21 protein-coding genes are annotated in these 21,789 nt (G+C 40.4%); 9 read left to right on the top strand and 12 right to left on the bottom strand.

Going from position 1 to position 21,789, the window contains the following annotated elements; translation table 11 throughout:
* Positions 1-25: 25 nt before the first annotated feature.
* Positions 26-748, top strand: a complete 723-nt coding sequence (locus tag ASL19_RS14870; protein WP_006279089.1) for a DUF2993 domain-containing protein — start codon at positions 26-28, stop codon at positions 746-748.
* Between the two features lie 19 nt (positions 749-767).
* Here the strand turns inward: ASL19_RS14870 and ASL19_RS14875 are convergent, their stop codons facing one another.
* The 9 genes from ASL19_RS14875 to cimA all read right to left on the bottom strand — a co-directional run bounded on the left by ASL19_RS14875 (position 768) and on the right by cimA (position 11,979).
* Positions 768-1,646 carry a phosphatidate cytidylyltransferase gene (locus ASL19_RS14875; protein ID WP_057178941.1) on the bottom strand — a complete coding sequence of 293 codons (879 nt, stop codon included), beginning with the start codon at positions 1,644-1,646 and terminating at the stop codon, positions 768-770.
* A 35-nt stretch (positions 1,647-1,681) separates the two neighbouring features.
* Positions 1,682-2,284 carry a precorrin-6Y C5,15-methyltransferase subunit CbiT gene (gene cbiT / locus ASL19_RS14880; protein WP_006279087.1) on the bottom strand — a complete coding sequence of 201 codons (603 nt, stop codon included), beginning with the start codon at positions 2,282-2,284 and terminating at the stop codon, positions 1,682-1,684.
* A gap of 116 nt (positions 2,285-2,400) precedes the next feature.
* The gene (gene ahcY / locus ASL19_RS14885; protein WP_057178942.1) at positions 2,401-3,678 is read right to left on the bottom strand and encodes an adenosylhomocysteinase; all 1,278 of its coding nucleotides are present in this window, start codon (positions 3,676-3,678) and stop codon (positions 2,401-2,403) included.
* Positions 3,679-3,838: 160 nt separating this feature from the next.
* Positions 3,839-4,981, bottom strand: a complete 1,143-nt coding sequence (locus ASL19_RS14890) for a glycosyltransferase family 4 protein (protein WP_057178943.1) — start codon at positions 4,979-4,981, stop codon at positions 3,839-3,841.
* A gap of 7 nt (positions 4,982-4,988) precedes the next feature.
* On the bottom strand, positions 4,989-6,170 hold the full coding sequence (locus ASL19_RS14895; protein ID WP_057178944.1) for a glycosyltransferase family 4 protein: 1,182 nt from the start codon (positions 6,168-6,170) through the stop codon (positions 4,989-4,991).
* Between the two features lie 332 nt (positions 6,171-6,502).
* On the bottom strand, positions 6,503-7,225 hold the full coding sequence (locus ASL19_RS14900) for a class I SAM-dependent methyltransferase (RefSeq protein ID WP_006279083.1): 723 nt from the start codon (positions 7,223-7,225) through the stop codon (positions 6,503-6,505).
* Between the two features lie 18 nt (positions 7,226-7,243).
* Positions 7,244-8,881: an ABC transporter ATP-binding protein gene (locus tag ASL19_RS14905; RefSeq protein ID WP_057178945.1), complete on the bottom strand. Its 1,638-nt coding sequence runs from the start codon at positions 8,879-8,881 to the stop codon at positions 7,244-7,246.
* Positions 8,878-10,110 (bottom strand): zinc ribbon domain-containing protein, encoded by a 1,233-nt coding sequence (locus ASL19_RS14910; RefSeq protein WP_057178946.1) that lies wholly within the window; start codon positions 10,108-10,110, stop codon positions 8,878-8,880. Before ASL19_RS14910 ends, ASL19_RS14905 begins: the two co-directional genes overlap by 4 nt.
* Positions 10,111-10,356: 246 nt before the next feature.
* Positions 10,357-11,979 (bottom strand): citramalate synthase, encoded by a 1,623-nt coding sequence (cimA, locus tag ASL19_RS14915; protein ID WP_057178947.1) that lies wholly within the window; start codon positions 11,977-11,979, stop codon positions 10,357-10,359.
* Positions 11,980-12,215: 236 nt separating this feature from the next.
* Between cimA and ASL19_RS14920 the strand changes: the two genes are divergently transcribed.
* The 5 genes from ASL19_RS14920 (at position 12,216) to ASL19_RS14940 (ending at position 18,193) form a co-directional block, all read left to right on the top strand.
* Positions 12,216-12,644 (top strand): hypothetical protein, encoded by a 429-nt coding sequence (locus ASL19_RS14920; RefSeq protein ID WP_006276196.1) that lies wholly within the window; start codon positions 12,216-12,218, stop codon positions 12,642-12,644.
* A 102-nt stretch (positions 12,645-12,746) separates the two neighbouring features.
* Complete coding sequence (gene thiO / locus ASL19_RS14925; protein WP_006276197.1) at positions 12,747-14,696, top strand: glycine oxidase ThiO; 1,950 nt, start codon at positions 12,747-12,749, stop codon at positions 14,694-14,696.
* 88 nt (positions 14,697-14,784) lie between these two features.
* A complete protein-coding gene (locus ASL19_RS14930) occupies positions 14,785-16,257 on the top strand; it encodes a TldD/PmbA family protein (protein ID WP_006276198.1) in 1,473 nt (490 codons plus the stop codon).
* Positions 16,258-16,309: 52 nt separating this feature from the next.
* Positions 16,310-17,650, top strand: a complete 1,341-nt coding sequence (locus tag ASL19_RS14935; RefSeq protein ID WP_057178948.1) for a TldD/PmbA family protein — start codon at positions 16,310-16,312, stop codon at positions 17,648-17,650.
* A gap of 45 nt (positions 17,651-17,695) precedes the next feature.
* The gene (locus ASL19_RS14940; protein ID WP_057178949.1) at positions 17,696-18,193 is read left to right on the top strand and encodes a single-stranded DNA-binding protein; all 498 of its coding nucleotides are present in this window, start codon (positions 17,696-17,698) and stop codon (positions 18,191-18,193) included.
* Between the two features lie 90 nt (positions 18,194-18,283).
* Here ASL19_RS14940 and ASL19_RS14945 read toward each other — a convergent pair whose 3' ends face one another.
* The 3 genes from ASL19_RS14945 to ASL19_RS14955 all read right to left on the bottom strand — a co-directional run bounded on the left by ASL19_RS14945 (position 18,284) and on the right by ASL19_RS14955 (position 20,587).
* Complete coding sequence (locus ASL19_RS14945; protein ID WP_057178950.1) at positions 18,284-19,171, bottom strand: hypothetical protein; 888 nt, start codon at positions 19,169-19,171, stop codon at positions 18,284-18,286.
* 100 nt (positions 19,172-19,271) lie between these two features.
* A complete protein-coding gene (locus ASL19_RS14950) occupies positions 19,272-19,781 on the bottom strand; it encodes a hypothetical protein (protein ID WP_006276203.1) in 510 nt (169 codons plus the stop codon).
* Positions 19,782-19,933: 152 nt separating this feature from the next.
* Complete coding sequence (locus ASL19_RS14955) at positions 19,934-20,587, bottom strand: methyltransferase domain-containing protein (protein ID WP_006276204.1); 654 nt, start codon at positions 20,585-20,587, stop codon at positions 19,934-19,936.
* 101 nt (positions 20,588-20,688) lie between these two features.
* On the opposite strand from ASL19_RS14955, the gene ASL19_RS14960 reads away from it, so the two are divergent.
* The 3 genes from ASL19_RS14960 to ASL19_RS14965 all read left to right on the top strand — a co-directional run bounded on the left by ASL19_RS14960 (position 20,689) and on the right by ASL19_RS14965 (position 21,658).
* On the top strand, positions 20,689-20,937 hold the full coding sequence (locus tag ASL19_RS14960; protein ID WP_057178951.1) for a hypothetical protein: 249 nt from the start codon (positions 20,689-20,691) through the stop codon (positions 20,935-20,937).
* 264 nt (positions 20,938-21,201) lie between these two features.
* On the top strand, positions 21,202-21,387 hold the full coding sequence (locus ASL19_RS18735) for a hypothetical protein (RefSeq protein WP_235529015.1): 186 nt from the start codon (positions 21,202-21,204) through the stop codon (positions 21,385-21,387).
* Entirely contained in the window at positions 21,353-21,658 is a 306-nt protein-coding gene (locus tag ASL19_RS14965) for a hypothetical protein (protein WP_235529016.1), read from the top strand. Before ASL19_RS18735 ends, ASL19_RS14965 begins: the two co-directional genes overlap by 35 nt.
* Positions 21,659-21,789: the final 131 nt, after the last annotated feature.

Genomic DNA, 21,789 nt, shown 5'->3' on the forward strand with positions numbered 1-21,789 from the left:
TACAGTGGAAAATAAGGTTGTCAAGATGACAAAACGAACCTTTCAGGGAGAAAAAAGTAGTAAGACCCGAATAATAACTAAGATTCTTAATGCAGCAATTAAGCTTTGGTTAAGATCTCAGTTAAGTGAGGTTTCCGAGCTAGAGATTAAGGTTGATACAGACGATCAGCAGTTGCTTTCTGGGCGTATCCCCAAAGTCTCCATTTTGGCGACTAAGGCAGTTTACCAGGGTATTCATATTACCCGTGTTCAACTTACAGCTCAGGAAATACATGTTAACCTTGGCTCTGTGATCCGAGGCCAACCATTACGACTGTTGTCAGTAGTGCCCGTGTTTGGTGAACTACTTATCAACGAGGTGGAACTAAATAGTTCCCTCCCTTCTCCGCTACTTTCTCATGCTATCAAAGAGACGGTACTTAAAACAATACCAGAACTTGGCAAAAAATACCAGTCTATTTTCTGGAATGAAATTGCACTCCATACCCAGGGTTTTATACTCCAAGGTGTGGCTCAAAGTGCTGGAAAGTCTGAGTCTTTAGGGGTTCGCGTCAAATTACAACTGGTGAGTGGGCAAGAAATAAAATTAACACTGTATAAAGACATCTATAGTCCATGTCAAGCTGCAGAAGGTGAGATTGATCATATTGAAGAACTTTTACATCTGGGTTCAGATGTAGATTTAGAGGAATTGAGTCTGGAATCGGGACAGATTTCCTGTCGAGGAAAGATTAATGTCAATCCATGAAACCATACTGACACTTGTGTTAATCAATTAGGGGTAATATTAGGGTGATAAAATAATAAACCAGGGGAGCGGTAAAAATATAACTGTCAGTGCGGTCTAATATTCCACCATGCCCGGGGATCAACTGTCCAGAATCTTTTACCCCTGCATCTCTTTTAAGTAAAGATTCGGTCAAATCTCCTAACAAACTGGCAATCCCAATTAATAAACCCAATGTTAGACCAGTCAGGAAGAAATAAGGCAAATTGAGAAAATATGACCCCCACAAAGCTAAGACCAGACTACCCACCATACCAAAAATCGCCCCTTCCACGGTTTTTTTGGGACTGATACTGGAAAGAGGAGTTCTGCCAAAATATTTACCAAATATATAAGCACCAATATCAGCAGCCCAAATACACAAAAAAGTTAGTATGGTAAAGGTGAAACCCCGGGGTAAATCGTCTAGTTTAATTTGTGCAAGTTGGGTATTAAATAAGTAGTCATATAAGTAATTACCCAAGTTAACATACCCATCCTGAATATTTCGCAGTCTCACCCAATAACTGGGTAAATAACCAACATAAAACAAACCCATAATAGAAGCAGAAATATCCGCAATTGTAGCAAGTTGCGGTTGAAAAAGTAGGTAAAAACAAATAAGAGTTCCTGCTATGGGCATAATTGCATCCGCTAAACTAGGTTGGAAATTACAAATGCCTAATAAAATTAAACTGACAGAGATGGTAGTTTTAGCAGCGGGCCTCATTCCTCTAGAACGAACTAAATTAAAATATTCCAGTTGACCAAAAAACACAATTATACCAATAGCTATCGTGAAATACCAACCTCCCAACAACGTGCAAGATACAGCAAGAACAATAGCAATAATTCCACTAATAATTCTGGACCAAGGCATGGCAAAAATAATATTTGAGATTTTCGACTTTGGATTCAATCAAGTTTTTCACCACTAAGGATAAAAATAGGATCCGTAGACACAAGGGTTTGAGAAAAACCTCTGGTTTCCAATCGGTTGACAGCAGACTGCATAACTTCTATATTTCTAGCTGTCAACTCTGATAGGGTTTGAGATATGGCATATAGACTCTCTAGATTAGCAGCTGTAGCAACTACACGACCAGATAGGGGTAAATAATTCCAGATGGCTTGTAAAGTTTCTTTGATAGCTCTCCCCCCTTCTATACAAACACGATCAGGAATCGTTTGTATACTATTTAGGCAATCTGGAGCAGTCCCCTCTACCACTCTAATATTTTTTACTTGAAAGCGATCGCAATTACGCTTGATTAAATTGGCGACTTCCTCATCTCTTTCCACAGCTATCACCTGTCCCTGGGGACATAATAAACCTACTTCTATGGCAATTGTCCCCGTACCAGCTCCCACATCCCACAATACAGAATCCGGTTTAAGACGCAGTTGGGAAATCAACAACAATCGCAATTCTCTTTGACTAAAAGGTATACCCGGTAAATTTTCAAATAGGTCATCGGGTATACCAGGGCTAATATAGGGCCAAAGTTGGCAAGGCATAGGTTACTAAAGGTAAAATTTTAACCTGGAAGCATTTCAGGGATAGATGATCTACCCCTGGTCAACTTATAGCCATAGCGAGGGCGATCCAGAACGCCTACCTGACTAAGTATTTATCACGTCCCCGATTGCCAGGAATTTATATACTCGATTTGAGCTACTGTTAAAGTATCAATTGCAATACCCAAGGCTTGCAATTTCAACTGGGCAATTTCTTGATCTACTTCTTTGGGTATGGAATATAGACCTGGTGATAATTTACCTTGGTTTTTTACTAGGTATTCACACGCTAAGGCCTGGTTGGCAAAACTCATATCCATTACTGCACTGGGATGTCCTTCCGCAGCAGCTAGGTTAACTAAACGACCTTCACCTAGTACAATAACTGATTTGCCACTCTGGAGTACATATTGTTCTGTAAAGGGTCTAACTACTTTGATTTCCTTGGCTTGGGAAGCTAGATATTTTAGATCTAATTCTATATCAAAGTGTCCAGAGTTACACACTATTGCCCCGTCTTTCATGGTGTCGAAGTGTTCACCTCTGACCACATGTTTATTACCCGTTACAGTAATAAACAGATCGCCTTGGGATGCTGCTTCGGACATGGGTAACACACGAAAACCATCCATTACTGCTTCAATTGCTTTAATGGGGTCAATTTCTGTGACAATAACGTTTGCACCTAGACCACGGGCACGCAGGGCGGTTCCTTTACCACACCACCCATAACCTGCTACCACAATGGTCTTCCCTGCTAGTAATATATTAGTAGCACGAATAATACCATCTAAGGTGGATTGACCTGTACCATAGCGGTTATCAAAGAAATGCTTGGTATCAGCATCATTGACGTTCATTGCTGGAAAGGTCAATACACCATCATTCAACATTGCTCGTAACCGAACAATACCTGTTGTGGTTTCTTCCGTTGTTCCAATGAGATCTGCTATTTGATGTTGGCGTTCTTGAACTAAGGTAGCAACTACATCACTACCATCATCAATAATAATATTTGGACGGTGATCTAAGGCAATTTGTACGTGACGACTATAGGTTTCAGCGTCTTCCCCTTTGATGGCAAATACTGGAATGCCATAATCACTCACTAAGCAAGCAGCTACATCATCTTGAGTTGATAGGGGATTACTAGCAATTAGAACCGCATCAGCGCCACCTGCTTTGAGGGCAATCGCTAAATGTGCTGTTTCGGTAGTTACGTGGGCGCAGGCGACCAATCTCAAACCAGCAAAGGGCTTTTCTTTTTCAAAGCGATCGCGGATTTGTTTGAGTACGGGCATTTCTCTACCGGCCCAGTCAATACGTTGTCTTCCCAAGGGAGCTAGAGCAAGGTCTTTAACCTCGTGCTTTAATCGGGGAGCAGTTACAGTCATGAAAAGTTATCCTCTATAAAAAAATCCTATTTGTCTGGAGCTATTGGTCTGGGGAGGGATTTTAAACTTCCGCCTTTTGACCGATCACCTTGGACAAGGGGTTAAGAAACCTTTACGTACTTTAACAAGATTTTCCCCAACTGGCAAACTTTTGGTTAAATTACATCAACCTTGTAAGAATCGACTGCTGAATTTTTTGGTTAATAACATTCAGATCAAATTTTTGTTGGCTAAGCTGTTGTGCATAACTAGCAATATTTTGGATTTGTTGTTGTTGGTCAAAACAATATTTAATTATACTTGCCAACTCATGAGGTTGATTAGGTGTAACTAAAAAACCATTTGTGCCATTTTCTATTAGTTCTACAGCTCCTCCAGATTTAGCTGCGATGACTATTTTACCACAGAGCATACCTTCCACAATAACTCTTCCAAAAGGTTCAGGTGCAATGGATGTATGGGTGATTAAATCACAAGCTGACATTAATTGTGGTATATCCTGACGAAAGCCTAAAAATTTAACTCGGTGTTCCAATTGTAGGTGATGAACTTTTTGGTGTAATTCCCGAACATACTCATGTTCCCCAAATAAAGCATCTCCCACCAGAATAGCTATGATATTGTCTGGAACATGGGCTAATGCTTCTATCAGAATATGCTGTCCCTTCCATGGAGATAACCTACTGAAATGTCCAATGACAAATTTATTCTCTACTGCTAAAGTGTTTCGTATTTGCTGGGTTTGATATTCTGACACTTGATAGTTTTTCGTATCAAATCCATTATATACAACTTCTACCAGTTGAGAGATTCCGCCGGCTTGAATAAATGCGTCCTTACTAGATTGAGAGTTAGCAATCACTAAAGATGCAAACCTATTGGCAAAATTAACAGCGATTTGTAAGTTAATGTGACTAAAATGTTCTAAAGACAAAATATCATGTAGATGGTAAACCAAGGGGACACGAGTCAAAAAACTAGCAATTGCTCCTACAACTAAAGCCTTTTGGGTGTTAGCATAGATTAAATCATAGTTTTTAGCATGGCAAATAACTGCATTAATAAGAGGGATAATGTGTTGTATACCAATCAAGCTAGATAAAAAACTACTTTTCTTTCTAATAGGAATACTTTGAGTTGTTAAAACCTCCACAGGAATTTGATAGTTTTCTAATAGCTTTCTAAAATCACCATCAGCAAATAAACCCACTAAACAACTATCACCAAAAGGTTTAGCAATATCTAATAGACATAACTCTGCACCACCTGGTTTACCACTTTGGTCTAAAAATAGAATCTTCATAATTATCTTATTTATGGAATACAATTACTTGTCTCACCCTTTGAGCAATATTAGTCCAATCATAGTTTTCAGCAGCATAATTTCTACATTCTTCCCTAGAGGGTAAAACAATCTTTGCTAACATTACTTCCTGCAATTTATTAGCAAGACTATCAACCGCGATGGAATCAGTAATTAACTCAGGTGTAAAGGGTTGTAAAATTTCTGGCATTCCCCCCACAGGAGTACATAAAACAGGAGTTCCACAAGCCAAAGACTCTAGAATTGCCAGTCCAAAACCTTCAAAAGATTGACTTGGCATCACAGTCAAATCAGCTGCTTGGTAGGCTATAGGTAACTGTTGATCTGGTAAAAATCCTAAAAATCTGACTTGATTTTCCAATCCCAATTCCACCACTTGTTTCTCCAGAGAAGTTTGTATATGTCCCCTTCCAGCAATAGCTAACCAAATATCTGGAACTACAGGCTTAATTTTTGCTATTGCTGTCAAGAGTTTATCAATTCCCATACGATGTACTAGACGACGAGAGGTAAATAATATCTGTCTTTCAGTTGGCCAACCCAGTTGTTCTCTCGCTGCTAAACGGGATAAATTATTTTTAAAATGTTTCACATCTACTCCCCCAGGAATAACATGTATTTTTTCCCAGGGAACCTCATACTGTTGATGTAAAATGTTCCCAAAAGCTCGACTTAAAACTATAAAGCGATCGCATTGGTTATAGGTATTTTTTTCCACCAAGTGTTGCTTGATCCAAATAGTCAGTTGTTTATTTAATAGTTCCTCTTGACTTTCAGCGGCCCATGGACCATGGAAATTAAATGTAATTGGCAATCTCTTGGGTAAAAGATCTAAAATAGGAAAGCTATACAATGCAAAGTGTAAGTTAACTGCATCAAAGTGATTGAGGTTAATTTGTCGAAAGCTACTGCGAATAGACCATAATCTTTGCCAAATCTTGCTATGGGGAGATGCGAGATTACGTAACCTAATATTGGCAATAGATATATCCTCTTGTTTAGGTAGACCAACTCCACATAATTCAATCTGGTCTTGGTTAATAGCCAATTTATGAATTAGTTCATAAATATACCTTTCCATTCCCCCTGGTGTGGTAGGGAACCAACCGCTCCCGACGGTGAGGATAGAAGCGGAATTTAATACTGATTTTGTACTTATATCTTCCACCTAAAAATCTCCTTTGATAAATCGGTCAACAGTACTGATTAACAACATCAACTTACATGTGTTCAAATCCGGTCAAAAATCCCGGTTCAATCATGTCTTTATAATTCAAAATAATTGAATGTTAAGTACCCAGTTAACCCATCTATCCTAGGAATTATTTTTAACCCATATTTTGTAGAAGAGGGTCTACTATTTGATAGTAAGTAGGGAGGCACAATTATTTGTAGGATGGGTTAGTGGTAGGGTAACCCGTGGGGGGTTTCGTTCCTCAACCCAACCTACGTTCATGTTTAATTCCACTCACCCGGTTAGGGGTAGATTCAGGTTTAGGTTCAAAATCTCACCTTATATAAGGCTATTATTTCCCCTACATTTAATTGTTCCTTCACTATTTTACCTCCTTGGGATTTAATAGTTTTTTTCCAGTCGCTGGTAGTTTCTAAAAACACCTCCGTGCCTAAATAGGTTTCCAAAACTGCCCAATCTTCTGCTACTGGTTGAACTGAATTGATAGTGTCAAAGACAAAATTTCCACCAGGTTTTAAGACCCGTTTTACCTCCTCCAGTACCAATTGCCAATATTCCAAAGGAAAGTAATAACTAAATCCTGTAGCAATGACTAAATCAAACTGTGCTGCATCATATTCCAAACAATGAGCTGCTCCTAATTCCACACCCTTAAACAGCTTAGAATTTAATTGGGAACCCCGAGAATTTAAAGCATCCCTGGCTATATTGCTAATTTCCTGTCCGTGGAAATATGCTTGCCAATCTCGCCAAGGATATATTAAAAAACTAACTCCGCAACCAATATCTAAACAGTGTTGATTTTTTTGAGGTTGGGCAATTTCCCAAAACGGGGTGGCAATTTTTGATGATAGGATCCCACTTTTCCATTCTTGATAAATGGACATTTGTTTGATTTCCTCTGGTAGTTCAAAGGGTTGATTTTGATATTCTTGATTGAATCGATGAGCTACCTGTTCTATTCTCTGTTGCCATTTGTCCGCAGAATAGCTGTTTTTAAAAATATGGGAGAGTGAATTTTTAGACATGATTTCTCCGTAACTTAATTAAACCCTAGCTAATAATGGTGCAGCACCCAACAGAGTTTGGGTGTAAGGATGCTGGGGATGGGAAAATATTTCCTTCGTTTTTCCTAACTCTACTATTTTACCACTATTCATTACAGCAATGCGATCGCACAAAAACCTAGCCAACCATAAGTCATGGGTAATAAATAGGTAAGTTAGGTCAAATTCCGCCTTTAATTGTAACATTAAATCCAAAACCTGGGTTTGGACACTAGCATCCAACATACTCACAGGTTCATCACAGATCACTAATTTAGGGCGGGTAATCAAAGCTCGCGCTATGGCTACCCGTTGTTGTTGTCCCCCCGATAAATCTGCTGGATAACGGCGATAATAAGTTTGCCAAGGAGTTAACCCCACTTTTTCTAACATCCATACAACCTCTTCTTCGGCCTGTTTTCCACGGGCTATTTTGTGAATTAATAGGGGATCTGCTATACTTTCTCCCACGGTCATAGCTGGATTTAAACAAGCATGGGGATCTTGAAATATCATTTGAATTTCCCTGCGGAAACTGCGAACTTCTTCACGGGATAATCTGGTTAATTCTTGCCCTAAAAATTCCACTTTTCCACCCGTGGGAGGAATCAATTGTAAAATGGTTCTAGATAGGGTACTTTTACCACAACCTGACTCTCCCACCAGACCTAATATCTCTCCTGGATATAATTCTAGGTTAATGCCATCTACTGCTTTGATTGTTTGCTGTTGACTCTGAAATAATCGCTCTAGAAAATTCGGCTCTATACTATAATACTGTTGTAATTCTGTGATTTTAAGGATGGGATTTTCTTTTTTCTCCTCTTCTCCCACACCTACTGGTTCTTGCTGAATGTGTAGAGCTGCTCTTAATAAAGATTGGGTGTATTCATGCTGTGGTTGTTTAAATACACTCTCTGTTTTACCCATTTCCACTATTTTACCCTGGTACATCACCCCAATGCGATCGCAGTATTCTGCTACCATTGCTAAATCATGGGAAATCAACAACAAGCCCATATTATCTTCTGCACACAGTCTAGTTAGTTCTTGTAAAATCTGGGCAGAAACAGTTACGTCTAAACTAGTTGTTGGTTCATCCGCAATAATTAACTTGGGATTGAGTAACAAAGCTAAAGCAATAGCTACTCTTTGACGCATTCCTCCACTAAACTCATGGGGGTACTGACTCCAACGACTTCCAGGAATTTTTACTTTTTCTAAGGTAGCCAAAACTCTTTCCTTAGCTTGTTTTTTAGTCAGTTGTGGTGAATGTGCAGCCAAGGTTTCCAAACAGTGTTCACTAATAGTCATTAGTGGGTCTAACCTGGTCATAGGATCTTGAAACACCAAAGCCACCGCTTCACCTCGAAACTGTCGCATTTGAGCAGGAGTTAAATTTAACACCGAACTCTCACGAAAATTTACCTGACCTTGAACCCGACTATGGTCAGGCAATAATCGCATAATTGCCCGACCAATAGTAGATTTACCACAACCAGACTCACCCACCAAACCAATCTTTTCTCCTGGTTTTAGACTAAAGGATACATCATTAACCGCCCAGATTGGAGTTTGGTCATAATCTTGAGGATAAGCTACACAGAGATTTTGAATATTCAATAGGGATTCAGTCATAGAGAAATTTGCTCAGTACCACAATGATAACAATAGGGTAACTTCTTATAAGTCAAGTTATGGCAATGGTGACATTCCACATACTGGTAATAACCACAATGGGGACAATGGGCCTCACGAGACCTAAGGTTTCTTCCACAGTTGATGCACTGGGAGTTCTGTACTCTTTTACCAGCTTGAATTTTACTATTAAAAACTACATTCCTTTGCAACAACTTAATAATCCCAAACCCGACTAGGGGAATCACTACAATATAAACATAGCTAACTAAGAATAGTAACCCCCCCAATAAGCTACTAATAATATCTACTAAGAATTTAAATACTACGCCAACTTGCAGAAATTCCAAGACTTTGATAACTAGGGGAATCACAAATATAACTAGTAAATGCCAGCTAATTAGAGATACTAGTCCATACCCTTGGCGTTGTGACCTACCATAAATGAATGAAGCGATGAAAATTAAAGGTAATAGGAATATAGCTTGCAGGGTTACTTGAATGCTGGGATACCAAAATGAGGCTGTTTTATAGCCATTAACTAAGTTAGAAAATTGAATTTTATCCTGCAAAAACGAGAGAAATTTGCCACTTGCTGGTCGGTTGAGTAGCTGATTTTTTCTCTTTTTATTTTCCTCTTTAAATTGGGCAATTTGCCTTGTATTACTATCTAGTTTTTGCCTAGCTTTATCAGCTTCTACTTGGTTGATGGACTTGCTATCAGGTTGACGAGCTATTTTTTCCAGAAGAGTGGAATCATATTGTCTACGAATCTTGGCATTTTCCCCCCCTAAACCATTGATTTTTTCTTGGGTCTGATTAATGGTTTGTAAAAATTGCCGATTTTGAACGGTATTTAAATTGTCTTTTAATAGGCCATAGTTCAGGCATATTTCTGACACTTTCCCTAATCTTCCTTGTTCTTGCTGTTTATATTTTGCGTTAAAGTTGGGCTGATTATTTTCTACTAATGAATTAGTAATTATTTCATAATCTTTAGTTGCTGAGGTTTGCTCTTGATAACCCTTCCATTCATTATGACAGGGATAAGTTTCGTCAGGAGTAAGATGCCATCTACCAATACTATCCAATCCTGTAAATACATTAATTAGAATAAAAACGTCTATTATGATAATAACTATCAAGCTGGCCTTATTTAATGGTTCTCGATTAAGCGTGCTAGTTTTATTAAAAAACTTGCTAAAAAGATTACGTACTTTGTTTAACATATTAAATCTGTCAGTTAGTTGTTAAGTTTTCTAGTAGTGTTGTTTATTTGCGAAAGTTACATGCTTGTGCTACCAAAAATAATGACTTTCCAACCAACTGTATCATCTTTTTGACTTCTCATTCATTAGAACCGTAGGAGGAAAATTCGCGGGGTGTAATATTGGGTGGTGCGTCCCACCCATGGGAAATATTAGATCCGAGCTCTCCAGGTTGCGAGTCCTTCGCGAGCTGGAGAGCTTTGAGACTTAAATTTTACAGTAGGGAACAGGAGAGGGAAAATGTATTAATAAACCATATTCCAAACCTGCTACCACTGCTTGATAGGAAGCTTCCAAAATATTAGTGGATACTCCTACGGTTGTCCAACGTGCTTGACCATTACCAGACTCAACTAGGGCGCGGGTTTTGGCAGAGGTGCCCACATTACCATTGAGAATTCTGACTTTGTAGTCTGTTAGTTCAAACTCGCCAATTTGAGGGTAAAAATTCAACAGCGCTTTACGCAACGCTGCGTCTAAAGCTGCAACAGGACCATTTCCTTCTGCTACCTCTAAAATATTTTCTCCCCCCACACCTACCTTAATTGTCGCTAGGGAGTTAGTGATGTTTTTTCCCTCAGCTAGATCACAATGTACTCGAAAACCTTGGACTTCAAAGAACTGTTGTTTGAGTCCTAATACTTCATACATTAATAGGACAAAACTAGCTTCTGCAGCCTCAAATTGATAGCCTTCATTTTCTAGTTCCTTAATGCGTCTGAGAATTTCCTTGGTTTTCGGGTCATGTTTATCTAATTCTATGCCCAAAGTTTTCGCCTTGGCTAAAACATTACTCACCCCAGCTTGTTCAGAAATCACGATTCGACGGAGATTGCCCACTTGCTCCGGTTGGATATGTTCATAGGTGAGAGAATTACGCTCCACAGCTGAGACATGAATGCCACCTTTATGAGCAAAAGCTGAACGTCCTACATAGGGCGCGTGGTCATCTGGTGCTAAATTAACCACTTCACTCACAAAACGACTTGTGGGTGTTAATTGACTTAGTAGATTTTCGCCAATACAATTATAACCTAATTTTAATTGTAAGTTGGGAATTAAAGAACAGAGATTAGCATTGCCACAACGCTCACCATACCCATTTATCGTCCCCTGAACCATTGTAGCTCCCGCCATTACAGCTGTAATAGCATTAGCAACTGCCATTTCTCCATCATTGTGAGTATGGATACCAATATGAGCATTTGATGACCAGTCAGAAATTGACTTGCTAACGATAGTAACAACTTGGGAAACCTCCTGGGGGAAAGTTCCACCATTAGTATCACATAAAACTAACCACTCAGCACCGCACTGAGCAGCTGTTTTGATGGTCTGTAAGGCATAATCTGGATTTTGCTTATATCCATCAAACCAATGCTCGGCATCATAAATTACCCGCTTACCTTGGGAACGTAAATACTCGATGGTATCACCAATCATGGACAAATTCTCATCCAAAGAGGTCTTAATGCCCTCTGTAACGTGTAGATCCCAAGATTTGCCAAAGATTGTCACCCAAGTTGTACCCGCAGCTAAAATCGGTTCTAGCATGGGTTCATTAATAGCTTGGGAAAAAGGACGACGGGTGGAGCAAAAGGGGACTAGTTGAGCTTGCTGTAGAGGATTTTTCCCCACTTGCCAAAAAAACTCTATATCCTTGGGATTAGCGCCTGGCCAACCACCTTCTATAAAGGGTACACCTAATTGATCCAGTTTATGGGCAATACATAATTTATCTTGTATAGATAATGACAAACCTTCCCGTTGACTGCCGTCTCGGAGAGTAGTGTCATAGATGAGAATTGGCGTGGAGAGAGCTTTAGTCATAAAGCAAAGATCTGGTAAACTACTACCTATTTTCTATGTTCTTTAATCACTGTACAATTTGGTGCGAGTCAAATTGACCATCAACTCCTACCTGTTATCCCCAAAGTGAGATATGATTTGTTCTTAGCCTGTCAAATCTGGATTTTAGGTAGTTTGAAAATGACACATCATGGATTTTCACGGTCAAGGTTCTCAGCCAGCTTGCACACCGGAAACTTATAAAGGAGATAAACAAGATGGGTAAATGGACACCATTAGTTTTAATGGCTGGAGGCGTGGCAATCCTAGTGGGCACCCTATTGGGGATTAACTTTCCCATGGGTGGAGACCAGTCTGCTAATGTTCCCCCAGAAAGGCGTGCTTCCGGCGTTCTCCCAGCTAATATTAATGTTAACACATCTGCTCCGGGAGAGGATGGGGAATCTGCTAATAGAAATAATCAAAACAATTCGGAAAGTGCCAATAACACGGATATCCCCGATGACGTTCCCAATACTCCCAGAGGTGCTAGGGTAGCTCAAAGCAATTCTACTACCGGTTCACCCAGAGATTCTAGTACCACCCAAGACCTGAACAACAGTGATGGATCTAGCTCTGATATAAATAATGGATCGGAATCTGTTAGAATTAATCGAAACAAACGACCTATTCGTGCTTTGTGGTAGTAAAGTAATCATATAAGGTGTAATCTAGGTTAGGGGGCTAAAGCCCCCAGTCTACCATTAATAGCTAATAATGGCTAAATAGATACTGATAAATACTGAGTAATGAATACGGATATTTTGATTATTGGTGGTGGTGTTATTGGCTTGGCCTGTGCTGTAGAGTTGAAGTTAAGGGGTGAAAATGTTACGGTTTTATGTCGTAATTTTACTGAAGCAGCTGGTCATGCAGCAGCAGGTATGTTGGCTCCTGATGCTGAAAACATAGCCAATGAAGCCATGTTGACCCTGAGCAAGCGATCGCTTTATTTATACCCAGAATGGGTTAGTAAGTTGGAAGAGTTAACAGGGTTGAGTACGGGTTATTGGCCTTGTGGTGTTGTTGCTCCCGTGAGTCAAAAACCAACTAATTACACCCCAGGTTACTGGTTGGATAAATCAACAATTGAGCAATATCAACGGGGTTTAGGATCGGATATAATTGGTGGTTGGTGGTATCCTGAAAACGGACAGGTGAATAATCAGTCCCTAATTCAGGTTTTACGTTCAGCAGCAGAGTCTTTAGGGATTGAGTTCCAGGATGGGGTTACTGTTGAGGCAATTCTACAGCAACATTCCCAGATTATGGGGGTTCAAACCAACAAGGGTTTATTCCACGCTGGTCACTACATCCTAGCTGCTGGTGCTTGGTCAAATCAATTGTTACCTTTACCAGTGCGCCCCTGTAAAGGACAAATGTTGCGGTTGCGCGTGCTGGGAATTGTGCAAGAAATACCTCTAACAAGAGTGCTATATGGTGAAAATGTTTATATTGTGCCTCGAAAAGACGGTTCTATTCTTGTGGGTGCTACCGTGGAAGAGGTGGGCTTTACACCCAATAACACACCAGCGGGGATTCAAAATTTACTCAACCAGTGCACCCGGTTGTACCCGTCCCTAGCAGATTATTCCCTAGAAGAGATGTGGTGGGGTTTCCGTCCAGCTACACCCGATGAATTGCCCATTTTGGGTGAAAGTTACTGTCAAAACCTGACCATGGCCACTGGTCATTATCGCAATGGGGTTTTGTTAGCACCAGTGACAGCCAAACTACTAGCTGACCTGATTGTGTCCCAAAAACCCGATCCTCTGCTCAACCATTTCCATTATTCCCGCTTTGAACATTCATCCGTGCCAAACATACCATTCACTCATTCCGCTAATTTTACTGACAGCAAAGCTAATAATTCATACTTAAAATTTCCAGAATTTAAGCAGATAGATTCAGAATTAAAGATTGGTCACAAGGTCTTCCATTCCAGATTAATGACCGGGACAGGAAAATATCGCAGTATGGGGGAAATGCAAGCAAGCATTAATGCTAGTGGTTGTCAAATAGTTACCGTAGCTGTGCGCAGGGTGCAAACTAATGCTCCTGGACATGAAGGTTTAGCAGAGTCCTTAGATTGGAGTAAAATTTGGATGTTACCCAATACAGCTGGATGTCAAACCGCCCAGGAGGCCATCCGAGTAGCTCGCTTAGGTAGGGAAATGGCTAAATTGTTAGGACAAGAAGATAATAACTTTGTTAAATTAGAGGTCATACCCGATCCTAAATACCTGTTACCTGACCCCATTGGTACCTTAGAAGCAGCAGAGCAACTGGTAAAAGAAGGTTTTGCGGTTTTACCCTATATCAATGCCGATCCAATGTTAGCAAAGCGCTTGGAGGAAGTAGGATGTGCCACAGTTATGCCCTTAGCAGCTCCCATAGGTTCAGGACAAGGATTAAAAACCAGTGCCAATATCCAGATTATCATAGAAAATAGTAAAATACCAGTAGTGGTAGATGCGGGAATTGGCTCACCTTCAGAAGCAGCACAAGCTATGGAGTTAGGAGCTGATGCCTTATTAATTAATAGTGCGATCGCCCTAGCACAAAATGCACCAGCGATGGCCTATGCTATGAACCTAGCCACCACAGCGGGAAGAATGGCATACCTAGCAGGTAGAATGCCAATCAAAGAATATGCCAGTGCCAGTTCACCTACAACAGGAACCATCACATCCTTGTAGGTGATGCTGATGGATTCAAAAAATTGTTAGAATATAACTAGAATGTAAATGGATATTTTCCACACAAAGCCAGTAGGCGAGGCCATACATGCTTATAAATACCTTACTTATTTCCTCTCAAATCCCTAACTTAAATTACTCATCCACCACAGAGCGGTTTGACCAAACCTGGGAAGCTCCATTAGCAACCTTATTGGGGTTGGGGCGTGCTGCTGGTGCGGACTTTGTGGAGTTTTTTTTAGAGCGTCGTAATTACATTAGTTGTTTAGCAGAAGAAGATATTATCACCAGTATTTCACCTAGTTTCAGCACAGGTGCGGGTGTGAGAGTATTCCATGGTAAAGCGGATTGTTACGTTAGCACCAACAATCTCACCTTTGCGGGTTTAAAAGCAGCCTTAGAAAAGGCACTTTCCATACTAGGCTTACAATTACCCATAGCAAATGCCTTCATCCCTGAAATCTACCTGGAATTGTTCCGAGACTATGGCAATAAAAGAGGAAAAGACAGTTGGTTACCCCTGTGTACCACAATTAGGGAAATGGGGGAAATACTGCTAGAGGGTACAGCCCAATTGCATAAAAAAGCCACTCACATTCAATCTCGTCGTGCCAGCTATTTTCGTGATTGGCAAGAAGTATTAGTTGCAGCCAGTGATGGTACATTTGCTCGGGATATTCGCCTGACTCAATCCGCAGGTTTTAGCCTTCTATGTGCTGACGGATCTCACCGTACCTCCATCAGTGAAAGAGCAGGCAATACCAGCGATCCTAACTTCCTCAAAAGCTGGGATTATGAACAGTCAGCAGACCAAATTGCCGAATCAGCTGGTAAAATGCTTTATGCTGACTACGTAGAATCAGGGAATTACCCCATTGTCATGGCCAATCACTTTGGCGGGGTAATATTTCATGAAGCTTGTGGACACCTACTAGAAACCACCCAAATAGAAAGAAAAACCACCCCATTTGCGGATAAAAAGGGCGAGAAAATTGCCCATGAAAGTCTAACAGCTTGGGATGAAGGGAGATCAGATAATGCTTTTGGCACAATTGACATGGATGATGAGGGAATGCCAGCCCAAAGAACATTACTCATAGAAAAAGGAGTTCTCAAAAACTTCTTAGCTGATCGAACCGGGTCTATGAGAACTGGACACCCAAGAACAGGTAGTGGTCGCCGTCAAAATTATACCTTTGCTGCTGCCAGTCGCATGAGAAATACCTATATTGCTCCTGGAGAATACACCAACGAAGATCTGTTTGCTTCCATCGACAAAGGTATTTACTGCAAGAAAATGGGTGGAGGTAGTGTAGGTGCAACTGGGCAATTTAATTTCAGCGTTGATGAGGCCTATCTCATAGAAAATGGGAAAGTCACCAAACCTTTAAAGGGCGCTACCCTAATTGGAGAAGCTAAGGAAATCATGAACAAAATTTCCCTTTGTTCCCAGGATTTAGAATTGGCACCTGGTTTTTGTGGTTCTGTGAGTGGTAGCATTTACACCACAGTAGGACAGCCACATATTAAGGTAGATTCCATTACCGTGGGGGGGAGATAGTTTGGGATCACATATCGATAACCAATAACAAAGTTTAAATACTAGAATTCTCATGTCTAATATCCAACAAGTCGCTAAAAACGCCCAGGAAACCGCTAAAAAACTGGGTATTGAAAAATTCGATATTTATGGTTCAACTGTAGATGACACCAGCGTACAAGTTGACCAAGGAGAACCCAAACAGGTAAAAGCTTCCAATCGTTCTGGGGTGACAGTCAGGGTTTGGAACGAGGAGAATACAATGGGTGTTACCAGCACCACAGACGTGGATCCCAAAGGTTTAGAATTAGCCTTGCAAACTGCTTATGAAGCTAGTTTCTTTGGGGTGAAGGAAAATGTTCCTGACTTTAGTCCAGAAGCAACATTGCCCATTGAAAGTACATCCAAAGAGAAATTTGCTCAAGCACCTGTTTCGGAACTGATTGACAAACTGCTATTGGCGGAAAAAGAACTTTTAGACTCCCACCCTGCAATTAATGGTGTACCTTATAATGGCTTATCTCAACGAGACATAGAGCGGTTCTATCTCAATAGTAATGGTGCACTAAGAAAAGAGTCTCACTCTTTAGCCTCAATTTATTTGTACAGTAAAACAGAACAAGAAGGGAAAAAACCTCGCAGTGCTGGTGCTTATCGGGTAAAAGAAAATTTAGGCAATTTAGATATTGCAGGTTGCATCAAAGAAGCAGCAGATAAAACTATCAGTCATTTGGATTACCAAAAAGTTAAAACTGGTAGATATGAGGTAGTTTTTTCTCCTGAAGCTTTTTTGAGTTTATTGGGTGCGTTCTCTAATTTATTTAATGCCCAAAATATTCTAGATAATCAAAGTTTATCCCAGGTAGATGACCTAGGGAAGCAAATTGCCTCTCCTTTACTTTCAGTTTATGATGACGCCTTGCATCCAGCTAATGTAGGAGCAGAAACCTTTGATGGAGAGGGTACACCTACCCGTCAAATAAAGCTAATAGAAAAGGGAATTTTAACCAGTTTTTTACACAGTGCGGGAACTGCCAAAAGACTCAATGCTCAACCTACAGGTAATGCCAGCATTGGTGCCAAAGTAACTGTGAGTCCTAATTTTTATCATGTGTTTGCTGCTAATACAACTGAAAAAGAATTCAGTTTACAAACAGCAGAAAATGTGATACTAATTGATGATTTACAGGCTCTTCATGCGGGTGTTAAAGCTTTACAAGGTTCTTTTTCCTTACCTTTTGATGGTTGGTTAGTGAACAAGGGCGAAAAAATCAGCATTGATTCAGCAACCGTGGCGGGGGATTTTCTGGAACTATTGAAATCTATTGTTTACATAGAGAAAGAACCAGAATTAACACCGGGGGGAGTTTGTCCCAGAATTTGGGTAGGTGAACTTTCCATTACTGGAGACTAGGTTCTTGAGATTTCTACTTGGTCAAAGATTTAGTGAGGATAGATTATGAACAATTGTATCTTAATGGTAGAGATTTATGATGAACCTCAATTGAGACACACAACAGAGGGGTTAGAAGTCACAGAGATGATAGTTCATGTACCAGGATTACGTACTGATGACCCTACCCATCCCTTAAAAGTAGTAGGTTGGGGGAATTTAGCCAAGGATATTCATCAGAATTATCATGCAGGTGACCGGGTGATTTTAGAGGGACGTCTGGGAATGAACACCTTTGATCGTCCTGAAGGGTTTAAAGAAAAACGCGCTGAGTTGACAGTGCAAAAAATTCACCCTGTCACCAAAAATACGGGAACTAGTCAATCAGCTGCACAACCTTCCCAAGAGACCCCCAACTATCAAGCAAGTAGACCCACTCCCACCCCAACAGAAACAGCACCTTCAGTAACCACCTTGGATCCCAGTCCTCAACCTGTAGCTCAAGTGGTAAGTCCTCAACCAGTGATTCAGCCAACACCTAATCCGGACGAGATACCATTTTAGCTTGTACAGCTTTAGCCAGAATGCTTGCTAGTCATTCTGGCTGTGACCGGATGGTTAGGGTTATAGGAGATGATTGTGGACTAATGGGGCTTATATTTCAGCTACAGCCCGTTCAATCAAGCGACGAGCTAGAGTTTGAGTTCCCGTGTGTTCATAATAGTTGGTGGACACATCTAAAAAGGCTGCTACATAGTCTAATTTATCATCAGCAAAATCAAGAAAACCACTGATGTTATTCAGGACTTTTTGAGCAGTTAAGGCATTAGCAGAAACTATTCCATTCATCCAACCCTGAACAGAGTCCAGACTTTGACCAATAAAGTCTATTTTTCCCCCGATACCATTTCCGGGGATTGCATCCTTGATGCTTTTAAAAGTAGAATTTTGGTCCAATTCCTGGGGATTCATACTACTGAGGAAGGCCAATGATTTTTGCACAAAATCAGGACCGAGGGGGAGAATACCATCCACACAGATTAATGCTACCATCCTAATTAGTGATTCACCAGCATATTCCCCCAAAGCGGCTACAAAATCGCCAATACTATCACCGGGAATGCCATTAATTTGACAAAAAGCCACTAATTCTACCACAATTTTTAAGGTGAGGTCAATAGTTTGGGCTTTATCGGGTTTGGGGGTGATAGAGTTTAAGAAACCAAGTAGGGGTATGGTTTCACCAACCTTATTTGCCAAAGCTGCTGCACCCAAAGCTTTATCAGTGCCATCTACGGTTTGATACAGCCATAAGGCAGTTTGATAACCTTGAGATTTATCATTAAAAAGGTAAACCGCCCGTTCACCAATGGCTTGAATTAAATCTTCGTCAGTTTCACCAGTAACAGTTTTAATTGTATTGACAAACCCCACTGTATTTTGCCATTCACCAGGAGCAACAAAGTCCAAAGCGTTCAACAAAGAAACAGTTAAACCACTGGTAGGTAACTCATCAACTAGTTCAAAAATTGGCTTGCTCACAATAATCTCCTGATTTATCTCTGGTATGGTAGTATTTGTTTTGCTACTGTGCTATTTTAGGTTGTTGAGGGAGGGGGGTAATTTGACTTTAGTTGAAAGGTTATTTCAACTTGGATAAACCATCAAGATCAAATTTTTCAATCCAATCTTCTCTCTCACTGGCGTTAAATAATGGGTCTTTAGAAATCACTTTTACTTGGTACTTACCTACCAAAACAGAGGTTTGGGTTTTACCCAGTTCCACTGCTGGATAACCATCTATTGTTTTGGTGCTATTGGCATATTTTGACGCCGTTCCAGGAGTGCTAGTGGTGTCAGAAATGGCTAACTGTGCTACCACTTTACCATCTTTTTTCAAATTAGCCTCCGAGAACCCCTTTTTCTCCTGGGTATAAACTCGACTGTAGCCATCTTCACTTTTAGGAAAGAAAGCATTTAATTTACTACCCTGGGTGGCGTTTTTAGAAACTGCTTGACCACTTTTTTGCTTTGTACTTTCTTGTTGTACCGCATCAAAACGACTAGGTGCTTTGGCTGCGCAAGCTGTTGTCAACAGTAAAATGCACAGTAGCAAGCTGGCCAATATCCTGCGTCCACGGGATAAATTCATGTTGATTCTCCTGGAATTATTGTAATTTATTGTGGTTTTTGTTGAAGCAATTACCAATTTAATGCAGGGTGATCATTTGTAAGGAAAAATTTATTATTTCCTTATTATTTTTCTATTCTTTTCTAAGAAATACTACTTAATTTTAAGTATTTTTACTTGGAGGCTCGATGAGCTATCACCGCGTAAAATGGGTCTCCTCCAGGTAAACCCAACCATTTTTGTATTAAATGAGGAGCTTGTGATCTAGTAGCAATCACCTTGGGGGTGGTAAAACCGGACACGGAGGCAAAATAACGTTTGACTAACTCCACTCTAGATGATTCTGTGCCATCACGCCAGATTTGAATTGCCTTCTGATAGAACATCCGATTGGAAAAACTAATAATCGCCACACCACCAGGTTTGAGAATACGATGGATTTCTGAAAATATAGCTTCTGGATATTGGATGTACTGTACAGACACGCAATTGATCACAGCGTGAAAATCCTCATTCGCTAGTGGTAGTTGGGGTTGGGCGTTAATATTTTGGACGAAATAATGTTTTAAGCGAGGATTGCGTGCTAGTTCCTCAGCGTTTAGTCCGTGCCCTTCCACATGGTCAAAATCTACCTCTGGTGGTAAATGAGACACCCAGCTACTCATCATATCAAAAATGCGGGTTTTAGGTTGCAGGTATTGACGGTATATGTCGGTTAGCTGCTGAATGAATCCATCATCAACATGAGTTACCAATCGTGGGTAGTCGTAAAATAGGTTGTCATCGGTATCGTCTATTTTTAGACGTTGTTCTGGTCGCAGCAGCATAAGAAATATTTGTCCGTAAAATTCTTTTGAGCTTTATTAATTGTAGCAGATTTAGCTTCCTAAGTGGCGATCGCATCGCTTACCTGTTCTATACCTAGCTATTGCACATTACTGAGTTCGACGAAAAATTTGACCGAGTTTTGAATGAGTTACAGCGAGATAGGGAAGAGCAAGCTCGTAAATGGGATGAGCAAAATCGCAAACTCGATGCTTTTCAAGCTGAGCAAAATCGTAATAGAGTGGTTGACCGTAAAATTGTGATTTCCCCCATGGTGGATGAACGGGCTATACCGGTAGCGAAATCCCTAGGTATTGAGACATATAGTTACGCTGACATGGTGGTATCATAGCTTATAATCACACTCTACTCTGTTAAGGAATTAAGTGTGTGAGTGGAATTAAATATAAAATGAAGCTAGGTTGGGTTGAAGTATGAACCGAACACCCCCATGGGTTAACCTACCGCTAACCCATCCTGCAATTGTGCATCTTTACTTAGTAGAGTTTACAAAGATCCTAAAATTAGAGGTTATAATATGGGTAAGTAGCTAAAAACTAGTTACCAGAATCCCTACCATTTGAGGGGAGCATTTCAACATCTATACCCAAAACCTATGATAGAGGCTGAAATTAAAGCATTAATCCAAAAAGAATTGCCCAGGGCGATTGCCGAAGAACCGGGGGTACGGGATTTCGTCTTGCGCACGGTGTCAGAATATTACACCCCCCGGACTGAGTTCGACGAAAAATTTGACCGAGTTTTGAATGAGTTACGAGGTGCTCAATCTTACCCTTTATGACCAGGAGGGGGAAGTATTTGGACGCCCAGAGCAGGTGGAATTGGATATAATTATCAAAAATGGACTGACTATTGTCTGTGAACTTAAATCTTCCATTGACAAAGCTGGTATGTACGTTTTTGGTCGCAAGGCGGAATTCTACGCTAAAAATCAAAATAGAGTGGTTGACCGTAAAATTGTGATTTCCCCCATGGTGGATGAACGGGCTATACCGGTAGCGAAATCCCTAGGTATTGAGACATATAGTTACGCTGACATGGTGGTATCATAGCTTATAATCACACTCTACTCTGTTAAGGAATTAAGTGTGTGAGTGGAATTAAATATAAAATGAAGCTAGGTTGGGTTGAAGTATGAACCCAACACCCCCATGGGTTACCCTACCGCTAACCCATCCTGCAA

The organism is Cylindrospermopsis sp. CR12 (assembly GCF_001432185.1).
Lineage (GTDB): Bacteria > Cyanobacteriota > Cyanobacteriia > Cyanobacteriales > Nostocaceae > Raphidiopsis > Raphidiopsis raciborskii.

Coding starts and splice junctions, on each gene's coding strand:
- ASL19_RS14870 (WP_006279089.1), top strand. CDS start 26: ATGACAAAACGAACCTTTCAGGGAGAAAAAAGTAGTAAGACCCGAATA.
- ASL19_RS14875 (WP_057178941.1), bottom strand. CDS start 1,646: ATGCCTTGGTCCAGAATTATTAGTGGAATTATTGCTATTGTTCTTGCT.
- cbiT (WP_006279087.1), bottom strand. CDS start 2,284: ATGCCTTGCCAACTTTGGCCCTATATTAGCCCTGGTATACCCGATGAC.
- ahcY (WP_057178942.1), bottom strand. CDS start 3,678: ATGACTGTAACTGCTCCCCGATTAAAGCACGAGGTTAAAGACCTTGCT.
- ASL19_RS14890 (WP_057178943.1), bottom strand. CDS start 4,981: ATGAAGATTCTATTTTTAGACCAAAGTGGTAAACCAGGTGGTGCAGAG.
- ASL19_RS14900 (WP_006279083.1), bottom strand. CDS start 7,225: ATGTCTAAAAATTCACTCTCCCATATTTTTAAAAACAGCTATTCTGCG.
- ASL19_RS14905 (WP_057178945.1), bottom strand. CDS start 8,881: ATGACTGAATCCCTATTGAATATTCAAAATCTCTGTGTAGCTTATCCT.
- ASL19_RS14910 (WP_057178946.1), bottom strand. CDS start 10,110: ATGTTAAACAAAGTACGTAATCTTTTTAGCAAGTTTTTTAATAAAACT.
- cimA (WP_057178947.1), bottom strand. CDS start 11,979: ATGACTAAAGCTCTCTCCACGCCAATTCTCATCTATGACACTACTCTC.
- ASL19_RS14920 (WP_006276196.1), top strand. CDS start 12,216: ATGGGTAAATGGACACCATTAGTTTTAATGGCTGGAGGCGTGGCAATC.
- thiO (WP_006276197.1), top strand. CDS start 12,747: ATGAATACGGATATTTTGATTATTGGTGGTGGTGTTATTGGCTTGGCC.
- ASL19_RS14930 (WP_006276198.1), top strand. CDS start 14,785: ATGCTTATAAATACCTTACTTATTTCCTCTCAAATCCCTAACTTAAAT.
- ASL19_RS14935 (WP_057178948.1), top strand. CDS start 16,310: ATGTCTAATATCCAACAAGTCGCTAAAAACGCCCAGGAAACCGCTAAA.
- ASL19_RS14940 (WP_057178949.1), top strand. CDS start 17,696: ATGAACAATTGTATCTTAATGGTAGAGATTTATGATGAACCTCAATTG.
- ASL19_RS14950 (WP_006276203.1), bottom strand. CDS start 19,781: ATGAATTTATCCCGTGGACGCAGGATATTGGCCAGCTTGCTACTGTGC.
- ASL19_RS14955 (WP_006276204.1), bottom strand. CDS start 20,587: ATGCTGCTGCGACCAGAACAACGTCTAAAAATAGACGATACCGATGAC.
- ASL19_RS18735 (WP_235529015.1), top strand. CDS start 21,202: ATGATAGAGGCTGAAATTAAAGCATTAATCCAAAAAGAATTGCCCAGG.
- ASL19_RS14965 (WP_235529016.1), top strand. CDS start 21,353: ATGAGTTACGAGGTGCTCAATCTTACCCTTTATGACCAGGAGGGGGAA.